Origin of the sequence: Maribacter sp. R77961 (assembly GCF_044594925.1) — a bacterium.
Classification (GTDB): Bacteria; Bacteroidota; Bacteroidia; order Flavobacteriales; family Flavobacteriaceae; genus Maribacter.
In genome coordinates, this window is the sequence record NZ_CP138991.1 from 84,946 (window position 1) to 100,366 (window position 15,421).

The window sequence follows — 15,421 nt, forward strand, 5'->3', positions numbered from 1 at the left end:
GTTCTCGCTACTAATTTTCATATCTTAGCTTCATGCTTTCCAAAAAAACGAAATACGGTCTTAAGGCTTTGGCCTACCTAGGTGCTAGAAAGGACAACCAGCCCGTTCAAATTGCAGAGATTGCCGAGCAGGAAAACATTTCTCAAAAGTTTCTAGAAAGCATTTTGCTCTCCTTGCGTAAGACAGGAATTTTGGGTTCCAAAAAAGGCAAAGGAGGTGGCTATTACCTTATCAAGAATCCCGAAGATATTTTAATGACGGATGTGATGCGCATCTTGGAAGGCCCTATTTCTATGGTACCCTGTGTTAGTCTTAATTTTTATGAGAAGTGCGATGATTGCCCCAATGAGGAAGCCTGCGCCGTTCATAAGTTAATGCTAAAAGTTAGAGATGCCAACCTATCCGTATACCGACATAATACCCTGGCGGATTTATTAGCGTAAAGTAGTGCAATAGAGTGCTAAATCTTTATAAATAATATTCATTTGTTAATAATCTACTAAATCTATAGGGTAATTATAATATTTAAGGTTTAGTTTGGTTGTTATTCCAATATTAAGTTTAGTTTTGCTATCCTATTGAACCACTAGGGTAATAATAGTAGTGTAAAAATTATGATTGTAGATCAATTCATTTTAGATAGAAAAACGCCAAAGGGTAAATTTGATTTGGATAAAAAATCCGAAAAGCCCATAAGAAGTATTGCTAAAGCAGTAAGCTGGAGGGTTATAGGAACCCTAGATACTTTGTTGATTTCTTATCTACTGACTGGTGAGGTGGCTATAGCGGCTTCCATAGCTTCTATAGATTTTGTAACAAAGATGTTTTTATACTTTTTCCATGAGCGTTTATGGAATAAGATTAATTGGGGTAAATAGTAACAACTATGGGATTTACACAAGAAGATATAGCAAAGCTGAACGTACAGTTCAAAGGAATTCCGCCAGAGGAAATTATTTCTTGGGCTATAGCACATGCTAAAAAAGCAGTAGTAACGACCAATTTTAGACCTTACGAGGTGGCTATTCTAAATGCTGTTTCTCAAGTAAAACAAGATATTCCTGTAGTGTGGTGCGATACTGGTTACAATACGCCCAATACCTACAAACACGCAGAAGAACTTATTACACGCTTAAATTTAAATATTGATTTATACGTGCCCAAGCAAACCACAGCGCATAGAGACGCTGTTATGGGAATTCCTCAGATAGATGACGAGCGCCACGCTTTGTTTACAGAACAGGTAAAACTGGAGCCTTTTAAAAGGGCAATGGCTGCACACAAACCAGATGTTTGGTTCACTAATTTAAGGAAAGGGCAAACTGCACATAGAAATTCTTTGGATATTTTGAGTCTTAGTAAAGATGGTGTTTTAAAAGTGAGTCCTTTTTACCATTGGGCCGATACCCATTTAGATGTGTACCTTAAACATTACAATTTGCCCAATGAGCACAAATATTTTGACCCGACCAAGGTTTTGGAAAATAGGGAATGTGGTTTACATACCTAAATAAATTAAAGAAGTTATACTAAAGACAACAGATATTTAATATGGGAATTAGTAGTACAGGATTGGATTTGCCGGTAGAGCAGAAAAAAGTGCTTTTAAAAGACACCTCGCACATCAACGCGTTAGAAAACGAAGCCATTTATATTTTCAGGGAAGTAGCGGCCCAATTTGAAAAGCCAGTATTGTTATTCTCTGGCGGTAAGGATTCCATTACCCTAGTGAGATTAGCACAAAAGGCATTTTGGCCTGCAAAGATTCCATTTCCTTTAATGCATATAGATACAGGACATAACTTTCCTGAGACCATAGCATTCAGAGATAAATTAGTTGAAGAACTAGGAGTTGAGTTGATTGTTAGAAACGTACAGGACGCTATAGACGCAGGAAAAGTTAAAGAAGAAACTGGAAAGTATTCCAGCAGAAACCACCTGCAAACAACCACCTTATTAGATGCTATAGAGGAGTTTAAATTTGATGCTTGTATCGGTGGAGCACGCAGAGATGAGGAAAAGGCGAGAGCCAAGGAACGTATCTTTTCAGTACGTGATGATTTTGGACAATGGGACGAGCGTAACCAACGTCCAGAATTGTTTGATATGCTAAACGGACAAATAGAGTTGGGGCAGAACGTAAGGGTATTCCCAATTTCTAACTGGACAGAGTTAGATGTATGGTCTTATATTAAGGAAGAAGAAATAGAAATTCCTTCTATCTATTTTGCACATAAGAGAAAGGTCTTTTTAAGAGATGGACTTATCTGGTCACATTCAGATTACGTATACCAAGAAGAAGACGAAGAGGTATTAGAAAAGATGGTACGGTTTAGAACCGTAGGAGATATGAGCTGTACGGCGGCGGTATTTTCAGAAGCGTCAGATATTGATGCGGTAGTGCAGGAGATAAGAGATGCTACAATTTCCGAGAGAGGTGCCCGTATTGATGATAAGCGTTCCGAAGCGGCAATGGAAAAAAGAAAACAACAGGGATATTTTTAGGCCCCCTAGCCCCCAAAGGGGGGACTAGCTGGTTTGCCTATACAAGAAGTGGAAACTATTGAAATTAATAATAATTAAAAAATAACTCCAAGTAAGAGTTCCTCCCCGTTGGGGAGGTCAGGAGGGGCTTATGGAAGTACTAAAAATAGCAACAGCAGGAAGTGTAGATGATGGTAAAAGTACCTTGATAGGAAGGCTGCTTTACGATACAAAATCCCTAACGACAGATAAATTAGAGGCCATAGAAAAAACCAGTAAGCAAAAGGGATATGATTATTTAGATTTCTCTTTAGCTACAGACGGTCTAGTAGCAGAGCGCGAGCAAGGTATTACCATAGACGTGGCGCATATCTATTTCTCTACACAAAAGAAGAGTTATATTATAGCAGATACCCCAGGTCATGTAGAATATACACGAAACATGGTAACAGGTGCTTCTACTTCACAAGCAGCTATCATTTTAATAGATGCTAGAAAAGGAGTTATAGAGCAGACCAATCGTCACTTCTTTATAAACAACTTACTTCGGGTCAAAGAAGTGGTTGTAGCTATTAATAAAATGGACTTGGTAGATTTTTCAGAAGAACGCTACCAAGAGATAAAATCTGATTTTCAGGAACTAATGAGTAAGCGAGATTACGAAGATCAGCGTATCACGTTTATACCTGTAAGTGCCTTAAAAGGAGATAACGTAGTTAATAAATCAGAGAACACACCTTGGTACCAAGGCGAAACTTTACTAGAACATTTAGAAGGTTTAGACCTTGCAGCCGTCTCTAATGCAGGTACGCCAAGATTTCCCGTACAGTACGTTATTCGACCAAAAACAGATGAACATCATGATTTTAGGGGCTTTGCAGGAAAAGTGTACGGTGGCGAGTTAAATGTAGGCGATGAAGTTATGGCCTTACCATCGCGAACAAAATCTAAAATCAAGGCAATTTATTTTTACGATAAAGAGTGTAAGACCGCATCTAGAAGGTCTTCTGTTACTATTACTTTGGAAGACGAAATTAACCTCAGTAGAGGAGATATGTTAGTAAAGGTGGACGATTTGCCAATTGTTGAAAAGGAGTTTACGGCGACCATTTCATGGATGGATTCTCAAGAACTAACTCCCGGTAATAAATATATTGTGCAACACGGGGTGAATAAAGTTTTGGCTAAAGTAGGGGCTGTAAAACATAAAATTGCACCAGATTATTCAGGATTGGATACCACAGCAAATAGCTTGGGAATGAATGATATTGCTCAAGTGAGTTTTAAATTAAACAAACCTATTTTCTATGACAAGTTTAAGGATCATAGAACCAATGGTTCCCTTATCTTAATTGATACGCAAACCAATAGCACGGTAGGAGCAGGTTTTATAGTGTAAATTTTTCTATCACCAAAAAGTGAAATTGAAGGGTTATACTGTAAAAAAATAATACGTAAGCGAAAGGTTATGTGTTTTTTATCGAACTAATAAATTATAATCTATCAAATCTATAGGTTAAATATAAATATTAACAAGAACATTTACTTCCCGAGTAGGTGTTCCTCCAAATGCTGTGTAAAGCGCAGTTAAATTAAGGAGGTTAGGAGGGGCTATATATGCAAAGTTTTAGAACAGAAATAGAGAATCCGGTTGTAGCGAAAGATATTCTAGAATTAGAACGTAAAATTCATGAATTCCATGATGGTAAACTAGATGAAGAAAAGTTTCGTAGTCTTCGTTTGGCCCGTGGGGTTTACGGTCAGCGTCAGCAAGGCGTTCAAATGATACGCATTAAACTACCTTATGGAAAAGTAACGGCGAAGCAATTACATAGAATTTGTGATGTTTCTGATGAGTATTCTACAGGTCGTTTACACATTACTACACGCCAAGATATTCAAATTCACTATGTAGATTTAAATCGTACCCCCGAATTATGGGCAGAATTAGAAAAGGATGATGTTACTTTGCGTGAAGCTTGCGGTAATACGGTACGTAACGTCACTGCAAGTGAAACGGCTGGTATAGATGTAGACGAACCGTTTGATGTTTCTCCCTATGCAGATGCCCTTTTTCAATATTTCTTAAGAAACCCCATAAGTCAAGAAATGGGAAGGAAGTTTAAGGTTTCCTTTTCTGCAAGTGATGCCGATACCGGTTTATCTTACATGCACGATTTGGGTTTCATTGCCAAAATACAGAACGGTGTAAAAGGTTTTAAAGTAATGTTAGGCGGTGGTTTAGGTTCACAACCGCGCCACGCTGATGTGCTTTTTGAATTTTTGCCTTCAGATAAGATCATTCCCCTTATGGATGGCGTTGTCCGCGTTTTCGATAGATATGGAGAGCGTAAGAGTAGGGCTAAAGCTAGAATGAAATTTTTATTAAAGGATGTAGGACTAGATGGTTTCAAGCAATTATTAGCGGCAGAGCAAAAAGCTGTTCCTGTAAGTTCGTTTCCTATTGATGCTTTGGCATACCCTAAAATAGAAGTTGCCTCAAAAGAAGCACCAAGTGTAAAAATTACCAATAGCGATGCTTTTCAAAAATGGAAACAAACCAATGTAGTTGCCCAAAAGCAAACGGGTTATGTAGCTATAGGTATTAAAGTGCTGCTGGGAGATTTTTATACAGATAAGGCACGTTTGCTCGCAGATTTGGTTCAAGATTATGCAGCCGGAGAGCTCCGCTTATCACTCCGTCAAAATATTTTAATTCCCTATGTAAAAGAGGAATTGGTTCCCTTTTTCTATGCGGAATTAGAGAAATTAGGTTTTGTAGAAAGTGGTTATAATAAAGCTTTAGACATTACCGCATGCCCAGGAACAGATACCTGTAATTTAGGTATTGCCAGTAGCACAGGAATCGCTGTTGAATTAGAGCGTATTATAAAGGAAGATTATCCGCAGTACATCAGCAATGCAGATGTGGTGATTAAGATTAGTGGATGTATGAACGCTTGCGGGCAGCACAATATGGCCAATATCGGTTTTCAAGGAATGTCGGTAAGAACAAAAGATAAATTAGTTGCTCCGGCATTACAAGTCTTATTGGGTGGTGGAAATATTGGAAATGGAGAAGGCCGTTTTGCCGATAAGGTGGTAAAGGTGCCAAGTAAAAGAGGGCCACAAGCCTTACGCCTAATTTTGGACGATTTTGATAAAAATGGAAAAGGTTTATCCTATGCGGATTACTATCAAGAAAAAGGACAGATGTACTTCTATGATTTTCTAAAACCTTTAACGGATGTAGAAAATCTGAGCCCTGAGGATTTTATAGATTGGGGTAATGATAAAAAATATGAAAAGGCTATCGGTATTGGTGAGTGTGCCGGCGTGGTAATAGATTTAATCGCCACATTGCTTTTTGAAAGTGAAGAGAAAATACAGAAGGCCACGGAAAATTTTGAAGAAGGAAAATGGGCGGCGAGTATTTATCATTCGTATACCTCAATGGTGAATTCGGCTAAAGCCTTACTCACTTCAGAAAAGGCTAAAGTGAATACCCATGATCGTATCATTAAAGATTTTGATGAAAAGTTTGTGGTAGACGGAAGGTTTACAATACCGGGAGGTTTTACCAACTTAGTATTACAACTGAACCAAAACGAACCAACTGAAGCTTTTGCAAAGAACTACCTATTGGATGCTAAATCCTTTTTAAGTCAGGTAGAAGAATTCAGGGCTTTGGAATTGGAAACTGAAGCAGCCAAGAACTAATGAAAAATTCAAGAAATCATACCGAAAAAAAGGTCATGCCAGAAGGTCGTGCGCTTCTTACGGTGGTCGGTGCTGGTCCCGGAGATGCAGAACTTATTACTTTAAAAGCGATAAAGGCTTTGCAAAGTGCTGATGTGGTGCTGTATGATGCTTTGGTGAATACGGAGTTGTTGGACTATGCTCCTAATGCTGAAAAAATATTTGTTGGAAAACGAAAAGGCTGCTATGCCTATCAGCAAGAACAAATAAATGAATTGATTGTAAGTAGAGCTAAAACTCATGGTCATGTAGTTCGCTTAAAAGGCGGAGATCCTTTTGTCTTTGGTCGTGGTGCCGAAGAAATGGAATTTGCAGCGCAACACGGAGTTGCAGTTGCAGTGGTTCCGGGCATCTCTTCATCTTTATCGGTGCCGGCATCGCAAAATATACCGGTTACGAAAAGGGGTTCTTCAGAAAGTTTTTGGGTTATTACAGGCACTACCAAAGCCCATAAATTATCAAAAGATGTGGCCTTGGCAGCAAAGTCAAGCGCAACAGTGGTTATTCTTATGGGAATGTCCAAATTGCCTGAAATCACTGCTCTTTTTATAGCCGAGGGAAAATCGCAAATGCCAATAGCCATAATTCAAAATGGTACTCGCGACGATGAAAAGATTGTGGTAGGCACCATGGCATCTATTGGTGACGAAGTAGCAAAAAAAGAATTGTCTAATCCGGCGATAATCATCATCGGTGAGGTCGTAAATCATAGAGCAATACTTTCAGAAATTGCTCAAAATCAAGAATTGCAAATACATACATAAAATGATTAAAACAGATATACTAATTATTGGAGCTGGTCCTACAGGATTGTTCACGGTCTTTGAGGCGGGATTGTTGAAATTAAAATGTCATTTAATTGACGCTTTGCCACAGCCAGGAGGTCAATGTTCAGAGATTTACCCCAAAAAGCCCATTTACGATATTCCCGCATTTCCAGAAATACTAGCGGGTGATTTGGTAACCAATCTTATGGAGCAAATAAAACCTTTTGAACCAGGATTTACGCTTGGAGAAAGGGCAGAAACCTTAGATAAGCAAGAAGACGGTTCGTATATTGTTACCACTAACAAAGGTACGGAACATCACGCTCCAGTAGTAGTAATTGCAGGAGGTTTGGGTTCTTTTGAACCACGTAAGCCACCTTTGGAGAATATTACTGATTTCGAAGATAAAGGCGTGGCTTATATTATTAAAGACCCTGAAGTATATAGAGATAAAAAAGTTGTCATAGCCGGTGGTGGAGATTCTGCTTTGGATTGGGCAATCTTTTTGGCAGATGTAGCCTCAGAGGTTTCATTAGTGCACCGTAGAAACGAATTTAGAGGTGCTTTAGATTCGGTTGAAAAAGCATCCGAATTGGCTAAGCTGGGTAAAATTAAATTGTTTACAGAGTCGCAGGTAAAGAAATTATATGGCGATGAAAAACTGGAAGCAGTAGTTATTAAACATAATGATGCAGAAAAGGGAGAAACCTATGTAGAGGTAGATAATTTTATTCCACTTTTTGGACTTTCTCCTAAACTAGGACCTATCGGAAATTGGGGGCTAGAGATAGAAAAGAATGCTATCAAGGTAAACAATGCCAAAGACTACCAAACCAATATTTCTGGCGTATTCGCTATTGGTGATGTAAATACTTATGAGGGTAAGTTAAAGCTTATTCTATCTGGCTTCCATGAGGCTGCGGTAATGTGTCAATACGCTTATAAAGTTATAAATCCGAACAAACGTTTTGTAATGAAGTACACCACAGTTGGTGGGGTTGAAGGGTTTGATGGCTCTAAGAAAGAAGCTAAAAAAGAAGTCGTGCAAAGTATTATTTGAAATTAGCACTTTATGCCCATAAAAACTTCCATTTTCGCAATGGAAGTTTTTTTGTTTAATTTCAAGGCGCATACCAAAACCTAAAAAAATGAAACGATTATTATTTCCTCTTTTAATGACAATGCTTCTTACTGCTGGTGTTCAGGCACAAAAAATTGGTGTTTTTGAAAATAGTACCGATATCGGTGCTGTAAAGTATCAAGGGGAAACGGTCTATGATGAAAACCTACAATCGTATACCCTTAGTGGTTCAGGTAAAAATATGTGGTTTGGGGAAGATGAATTTCATTATGCCTATACATCTATTCAGGGGGATTTTATTGTTCGGGCTAGGGTAAGTTTTCTTGGTGAAGGAGTTGATCCACACCGAAAAGTGGGGTGGACGGTTCGTACTAATTTACACGCCGATTCTCCTCATGTAAACGCTACGGTTCATGGCGATGGACTTACCTCACTTCAATATCGAAGAACCAAAGGTGCCGATACAGAAGAAAAAATTTCAACAGATAAGGCACCAGATGTTATTCAACTAGAAAGAAGAGGAAGCACCTACATTATGTCTACGGCAAAATTTGGAGAGCCTTTTACAAGTGTTGAATTGGATTTAGACTTGCGTAATGAAGTTTTTGTAGGGATATACATGTGTTCTCATAATCTTGATGTGGTCGAAAAAGCAGTATATGAAAATGTCCGCATTACAACGCCCCCAAAAGAAGGGTATGAACCATATAAAGATTATATCGGTAGCCGTTTAGAGGTTTTGGATATAGAAACTGGAGATAGAAAAATCTTAGCGACCTCTGCACATAGTATACAAGCTCCAAATTGGACGCCGGATGGTAAAACCTTGATTTACAATTCTAATGGATTTTTATACAATTATGATTTGCAATCAGATAAGGTGTCGATGCTAAATACGGGCTTTGCCAATAGAAATAATAACGACCATATATTAAATGCAGATGGTAGTATGGTTGCCATTAGTCACCACAATGATGATGATAATGGTGAGTCTTCTATTTATTATTTACCTATTTCTGGCTCTGATAAGCCCATAAAAGTAACCAAAGACGGTGTGGGGTCATCATACCTTCACGGTTGGTCACCGAATGGTAAAAAAATGATTTTTACAGGAGAGCGGAATGGTGCATATAATATTATTGAAATTAAAGTAAAAACAGGAAAAGAAAAAGTTTTAACCACAACGAAGACATTGGATGACGGATCTGAATATGCTCCTGATGGAAAACATATCTATTTCAATTCCAATCGCACGGGTACCATGCAGATTTGGGAAATGGATAAAAACGGCAAGAATAAAAAACAATTGACTTTTGATACCTACAATGACTGGTTTCCGCATATAGCACCAGACGGTAAGAATATGATTTTTATTTCCTTTCCTGCGGATATATCTTCTGGTTCGCACCCCTTTTACCAACATTGTTTGCTACGTAAGATGCCTATAGATGGCGGCGAGCCCGAAATAATCGCTTATGTTTATGGTGGTCAGGGAACTATTAATGTGCCAAGTTGGTCACCAGACGGAAAGAAAGTGGCTTTTGTTAGTAATTCAAATTAATTCAGTTGAATTGTTTATATCTTAAAGTATATTTGGTTTTGAACATCTAGTGACGTTTCTTTGCCCCAGTTCATTAATAAATTGAAGTTATCAAGAAAGGTGGAGGGATTAGACCCATTGAAGCCTTAGCAACCCTTTAGCCGTAAAGAAGGTGCTACATTCTACCCATTTGGGATTAGATAACCAAAAGAAAGACTAACTGTCTTACCTTTTCCTTACTTGATACTTACAAAAAAAATTACGCGTAGGGCGTAAAACGTAATATGATTAAGGATTTACTGCAACAAAAAATTTTAATATTAGATGGGGCCATGGGCACCATGCTCCAGCGTTATAAATTCACCGAAGAAGACTTTCGTGGCGAGCGTTTTAAAGATTGGGAACATCCTTTGCAGGGGAATAATGATTTGTTGTCATTGACCCAGCCGGAAGCCATTGCCGAAATACATCGTAAATATTTTGCTGCAGGGGCAGATATTGTAGAGACCAACACCTTTTCTGGTACTACAATTGCCATGGCAGATTATCACATGGAAGATTTGGTGTACGAACTAAATTATGAATCCGCTCGCATTGCCAAAGCTGTAGCCAAGGATTTTACGGCAAGAGAACCTCATAAGCCTCGTTTTGTTGCAGGCAGTATAGGGCCAACCAATAAAACGGCCAGTATGTCTCCAGATGTTAATGACCCTGGTTTTAGAGCAGTTTCTTTTGACGAATTACGCATTGCCTACAAACAACAGGTAGAAGCCTTGTTAGATGGTGGCGCAGATATGCTACTGGTAGAAACCATTTTTGATACCCTAAATGCTAAAGCTGCATTATTCGCAATAGAGGAAGTAAAAGAAGAGCGAAAAATAGAAGTTCCCATTATGGTAAGTGGCACCATAACTGATGCCTCAGGGAGAACCTTATCCGGACAAACAGCAGAAGCCTTTTTAATATCCATATCGCACATTCCAATTTTATCCGTAGGGTTTAATTGTGCTTTGGGTGCCAGTCAACTGGTTCCGCATTTAGAAGTGATTTCAAAAAAATCTGATTATGCCATTTCTGCGCATCCCAACGCAGGGTTGCCCAACGCTTTCGGAGAGTATGATGAGTCTCCAGAGCAAATGGCAGCTCAAATAAAAGAATATGTGGAGAAGGGCTTGGTAAACATCGTTGGCGGTTGTTGTGGAACTACCCCAGAACATATAACGGCGATAGCTGAGGTGGTGAAAGGGTTTAATCCACGAGAGTTGGCGGTTGTTGGTTGATGGTTGTTAGTGAGTTAAATAAGTAGAAAGATGGAGTATACCGAGTTAGAAGTTTGGAAAGAATCTAGGGTGTTAGTTAATTTAATTTATCAGACTTCAAAATCTTTTCCAAAAGAAGAGACTTATGGGTTGACAAGTCAGATACGAAGATGTTCCGTATCTATTCCTTCAAATATTGCGGAAGGTTGCGGTAGAAGAACTTCTGCTGATACTATTCAGTTTTTACATGTTTCAAGAGGGTCTTTATATGAATTAGAGACGCAATTGTATGTAGCTCTAGACCAGAATTATTTAAATGAAGAAAATTTTAACCAATTGAAAGTTCAAATTTTAAAATGTAAAAAACTCATTAATGGGTTTATTAAGTATTACAAAAACAATAATTGATGTCAAAAGGCAATTCAAATATACTGTCAACCGACAACCAAGAACCGACAACTAAGTATTTAAAGTTAAGCGGCCTCGAACCACTCGTTGTAACGCCCGAAACAAATTTTATAAATGTTGGGGAGCGCACGAATGTGGCTGGGTCTAAAAAATTTCTACGACTTATAAAAGAAGAGAAGTTTGAAGAAGCGTTGGATGTAGCCCGACATCAAGTAGAAGGAGGAGCGCAAATCATCGATATCAACATGGACGATGGTTTGATTGATGGTAAGGAAGCCATGGTAAAGTTCCTGAATTTAGTCATTGCCGAGCCAGATATTGCCCGTGTCCCAATTATGATAGATAGCTCTAAATGGGAAATCATAGAAGCCGGACTTCAAGTCGTGCAGGGTAAATGTGTGGTAAATTCTATTAGTCTTAAAGAAGGCGAAGCAGAATTTATTAAGCATACGACATTGATTAAACGCTACGGAGCAGCGGTGATTATAATGGCTTTTGACGAGGTAGGGCAGGCAGATAATTACCAACGACGTATAGAAATAGCAGAAAGGTCATATAAACTATTGGTGGACATTGTCCACTTTCCTCCAGAGGATATCATTTTTGACTTGAATATTTTTCCCGTAGCAACTGGGATGGATGAGCATAAGCTCAACGCACTCGATTTTATTAATGCAACTAAATGGGTGCGCGAAAATTTGCCACATTGTAGCGTTAGTGGTGGTGTAAGTAATGTGTCGTTTTCGTTTAGAGGAAACAACCCTGTTCGAGAGGCAATGCATTCGGTTTTCTTGTACCATGCGATAAAAGCAGGTATGAACATGGGTATTGTTAACCCAACCATGTTAGAAGTGTATGATGATATTCCGAAGGATTTATTAGAACACGTAGAAGATGTAATGCTAAATCGTAGGGATGATGCTACGGAACGCTTACTAGATTTTGCAGAATCTGTTGTTGGCAAAGCAAAGGAAAGCAAGGTAGATTTATCGTGGCGAGAAGAACCCTTACAAAATAGAATTACGAGAGCCTTGGTTAAAGGAATTGACCAATTTATTGTTGAAGATGTTGAAGAGGCAAGGCAAGCGGCAGATAAACCTATTGAGGTTATTGAAGGGAATTTAATGACTGGGATGAATGTGGTGGGAGACCTTTTTGGAAGTGGAAAAATGTTTTTACCACAGGTAGTGAAGTCCGCCCGAGTCATGAAAAAAGCGGTGGCTTATCTTTTGCCCTATATTGAAGAAGAAAAGTTAAAATCGGCCTCCCAACCCCAAAAGGGGGAGTTAGAGGGGGCTAGGGCTTCCGGTAAAATTCTAATGGCAACAGTAAAAGGTGACGTTCACGATATTGGAAAGAATATAGTAAGTGTGGTACTGGCCTGTAACAATTATGAAATTGTAGATTTAGGCGTAATGGTGCCGCCAGAAAAAATCATTGCCGCAGCCATAGAACAACAAGTTGATGTTATTGGGCTAAGTGGGCTCATTACCCCATCTTTAGATGAGATGGTACACTTGGCAAAGGAGATGGAGCGAAAGAATTTTAAAGTACCACTTCTAATTGGTGGTGCTACTACGAGCAAGGCGCATACGGCGGTAAAGATAGACCCACAATACAGCGAGGCAGTAGTGCATGTTAACGATGCTTCGCGTGCCGTTACGGTAGTTGGTGATTTGTTACAAAAAGAAACCTCCAAGAATTATAAGAAAACTATAAAAGAAGATTATACTATTTTCCGCGATAAGTTTTTGAAACGTACGGTAAAAAAAGAATATAAAGCTATTGAAGCAGCACGGGAGAATAAGTTTAAAATTAATTGGGAGACTACAGAAATTAGTAAGCCAAATCAACTAGGGATACAAATCATAGAAGATATGGATTTGGAGAAACTAGTGCCTTTTATAGATTGGACACCTTTTTTTCGTAGTTGGGAGCTGCATGGAAAATACCCAGATATTTTACAAGATAATGTTGTCGGAGAACAAGCGACTGACCTTTTTGCGGATGCTCAAAAGATGCTGAAACAAGTAATCGCTGAAAAGCAGTTGAAAGCCAAGGGTATTTTTGGTTTGTTTCCTGCCAATACCGTTAATGATGATGATATTGCCCTTCGGTTACAATCAGGGTCCGGAGTTGATAGTGAATGGTCGCTGAGTGGAGCAGAACCCAAAGAAGCGTTTATATTCAGAACCCTCCGCCAACAATTGCAGCGAAGAGCAGGAGTGCCAGATTATGCCTTGGCAGATTTTATTGCGCCAAAAGAAAGTGGCAAGGAAGATTATATAGGTTGTTTTTGTGTGACCACCGGTTTTGGTACTGCGGAATTGGCTGCCCAGTATGAGAAGGAATTGGATGATTACAGTTCCATAATGATTAAAGCTTTGGCAGATCGTTTGGCAGAAGCTTTTGCTGAGTATTTACATAAAGAGGTGCGAACCAAACAATGGGGCTATGCCGCTAATGAAGATTTAAGTAATGAAGATTTAATTAACGAAACATATAAGGGAATTAGGCCAGCACCTGGTTATCCTGCATGCCCTGATCACTTAGAGAAATTAACCATTTGGGAGCTCCTTCAGGTAGAGGAAAAAATTGGAGTAAAACTTACGGAAAGTTTGGCCATGTGGCCGGCAGCATCCGTTAGTGGGTATTATTTTGGAAATCCGGAAGCGAAGTATTTTGGCTTAGGAAAAATAAAGGAAGACCAAGTTGCAGATTTTGCAGATAGAAAGGGAATTGCGTTTGAAGAAGCTAAGAAATGGCTTGCTCCTAATTTGGTTGACAGTTGACAGTAGACAGTTGATGGTTTTGCGTTAGGGATTGAGGTATTGTTGAAGCTCTTTTTCTTATCGGATGCTGAGCGCAGCCGAAGTATTTGATAAGAAAAAAGCGACTGCCGAAAGCCCGACCTTTAGGTAACGCCCAAAATGAATATGTAAAGCGCTTTGGGGTAAACCCGCGAGGAATTGAAAGAAAAATAACGGTTAATTAAGATGCAAGCATCGGAGCACCTTCCTGCCGGATAGGCAGATTTAATCTTGATTATAGAGAAAAAGTAATAGTAAAATATAAAACTGCCCAAGTAAGAATTCCCCCTTTGGGGGTAAGGGGACCAGACTTATGAAAGTAACAGATCACATAAAAAAAGCAAAAGGAGAGACACTTTTTAGTTTTGAAATTATTCCGCCTGTAAAAGGTAGAAATATACAAGAGTTGTATAATAATATTGATCCTTTGATGGAGTTTAATCCTCCGTTTATTGATGTGACCACATCGCGAGAGGAGTATGTATATATTGACAAAGACGGACTTTTAGATAAAAAATTAACCCGGATGCGACCAGGTACTGTAGGTATTTGTGCTTCTATTAAGCATAAGTACGATGTAGATACGGTTCCTCACGTGCTTTGTGGTGGGTTTACCAAAGAAGAGACGGAGTATTTGTTAGTGGATTGCCACTATTTGGGCATAGATAATGTAATGGCTTTACGTGGTGATGCTATGCGTGAGGAAAAGTATTTTGAGGCCACAAAAGGAGGCCACCCCTACGCCAAAAGTTTGGTAAAGCAGATCCAAGATTTGAACTGCGGAAAATATCTGCATGAGGTTATAGAAACGGACGACTGTGCCGATTTTTGTATTGGGGTTGCAGGGTACCCAGAAAAGCATCTAGAGGCACCATCATTGCAAACAGATTTAAAGCGACTAAAGGAAAAGGTAGATGCTGGTGCGGATTATGTGGTGACCCAAATGTTTTTTGACAACCAGAAGTATTTTGAGTTTGTAGAGGCGGCGAAAGCAATGGGTATAAATGTGCCTATAGTTCCGGGAATAAAACCAATTGCCGTAAAACGACATTTACAGTTATTACCGCAAGTTTTCCGGATAGACCTTCCGCAAGATTTAATCGATGCTGTTGAGGATTGTAGTTCGAATAAGGAAGTACGCCAAGTAGGAATTGAATGGGCCATACAGCAGTCTAAGGAGCTTAAAGCGGCCGGTGTGCCAGTACTGCATTATTATTCTATGGGTAAGTCTGATAATATTAAGGCAATAGCCAAGTCGGTATTTTGATATACTTATCGATAAGGAGATGCCAATTGATTGGGCTAGTATTCAC

13 protein-coding genes and 1 riboswitch are annotated in these 15,421 nt (G+C 39.0%); all 13 genes read left to right on the forward strand.

Annotation, left to right across the window (positions count from 1 at the left end; all coding sequences use genetic code 11):
• The first annotated feature begins 32 nt into the window (after nucleotides 1-32).
• The 13 genes from SJY09_RS00345 to metF all read left to right on the forward strand — a co-directional run bounded on the left by SJY09_RS00345 (nucleotide 33) and on the right by metF (nucleotide 15,375).
• On the forward strand, nucleotides 33-443 hold the full coding sequence (locus tag SJY09_RS00345) for an RrF2 family transcriptional regulator (protein ID WP_396636992.1): 411 nt from the start codon (nucleotides 33-35) through the stop codon (nucleotides 441-443).
• A 171-nt stretch (nucleotides 444-614) separates the two neighbouring features.
• Nucleotides 615-878: a DUF2061 domain-containing protein gene (locus SJY09_RS00350; protein ID WP_396636993.1), complete on the forward strand. Its 264-nt coding sequence runs from the start codon at nucleotides 615-617 to the stop codon at nucleotides 876-878.
• An 8-nt stretch (nucleotides 879-886) separates the two neighbouring features.
• A complete protein-coding gene (locus tag SJY09_RS00355) occupies nucleotides 887-1,510 on the forward strand; it encodes a phosphoadenosine phosphosulfate reductase family protein (RefSeq protein ID WP_396636994.1) in 624 nt (207 codons plus the stop codon).
• A gap of 41 nt (nucleotides 1,511-1,551) precedes the next feature.
• Complete coding sequence (cysD, locus tag SJY09_RS00360; RefSeq protein WP_396636995.1) at nucleotides 1,552-2,505, forward strand: sulfate adenylyltransferase subunit CysD; 954 nt, start codon at nucleotides 1,552-1,554, stop codon at nucleotides 2,503-2,505.
• A gap of 130 nt (nucleotides 2,506-2,635) precedes the next feature.
• Nucleotides 2,636-3,883 carry a sulfate adenylyltransferase subunit 1 gene (locus SJY09_RS00365; RefSeq protein ID WP_396636996.1) on the forward strand — a complete coding sequence of 416 codons (1,248 nt, stop codon included), beginning with the start codon at nucleotides 2,636-2,638 and terminating at the stop codon, nucleotides 3,881-3,883.
• A 218-nt stretch (nucleotides 3,884-4,101) separates the two neighbouring features.
• On the forward strand, nucleotides 4,102-6,204 hold the full coding sequence (locus SJY09_RS00370; RefSeq protein ID WP_396636997.1) for a HEPN domain-containing protein: 2,103 nt from the start codon (nucleotides 4,102-4,104) through the stop codon (nucleotides 6,202-6,204).
• Nucleotides 6,204-7,007, forward strand: coding sequence for a uroporphyrinogen-III C-methyltransferase (gene cobA, locus SJY09_RS00375; protein WP_396636998.1), 804 nt, complete (start codon nucleotides 6,204-6,206; stop codon nucleotides 7,005-7,007). The genes SJY09_RS00370 and cobA overlap by 1 nt, the downstream gene beginning before the upstream one ends.
• A 1-nt stretch (nucleotide 7,008) precedes the next feature.
• Nucleotides 7,009-8,070: an NAD(P)/FAD-dependent oxidoreductase gene (locus tag SJY09_RS00380; protein WP_396636999.1), complete on the forward strand. Its 1,062-nt coding sequence runs from the start codon at nucleotides 7,009-7,011 to the stop codon at nucleotides 8,068-8,070.
• A gap of 88 nt (nucleotides 8,071-8,158) precedes the next feature.
• Nucleotides 8,159-9,652, forward strand: coding sequence for a TolB family protein (locus SJY09_RS00385; protein WP_396637000.1), 1,494 nt, complete (start codon nucleotides 8,159-8,161; stop codon nucleotides 9,650-9,652).
• Between the two features lie 84 nt (nucleotides 9,653-9,736).
• A riboswitch (SAM riboswitch) is annotated at nucleotides 9,737-9,838 on the forward strand.
• Nucleotides 9,839-9,915: 77 nt separating this feature from the next.
• Entirely contained in the window at nucleotides 9,916-10,911 is a 996-nt protein-coding gene (locus SJY09_RS00390) for a homocysteine S-methyltransferase family protein (protein ID WP_396637001.1), read from the forward strand.
• A 30-nt stretch (nucleotides 10,912-10,941) separates the two neighbouring features.
• Nucleotides 10,942-11,298 carry a four helix bundle protein gene (locus SJY09_RS00395; protein WP_396637002.1) on the forward strand — a complete coding sequence of 119 codons (357 nt, stop codon included), beginning with the start codon at nucleotides 10,942-10,944 and terminating at the stop codon, nucleotides 11,296-11,298.
• Nucleotides 11,298-14,090 carry a methionine synthase gene (gene metH / locus SJY09_RS00400; protein WP_396637003.1) on the forward strand — a complete coding sequence of 931 codons (2,793 nt, stop codon included), beginning with the start codon at nucleotides 11,298-11,300 and terminating at the stop codon, nucleotides 14,088-14,090. Before SJY09_RS00395 ends, metH begins: the two co-directional genes overlap by 1 nt.
• Nucleotides 14,091-14,421: 331 nt before the next feature.
• Nucleotides 14,422-15,375, forward strand: a complete 954-nt coding sequence (gene metF, locus SJY09_RS00405; protein ID WP_396637004.1) for a methylenetetrahydrofolate reductase [NAD(P)H] — start codon at nucleotides 14,422-14,424, stop codon at nucleotides 15,373-15,375.
• The last annotated feature ends 46 nt before the right edge of the window (nucleotides 15,376-15,421 follow it).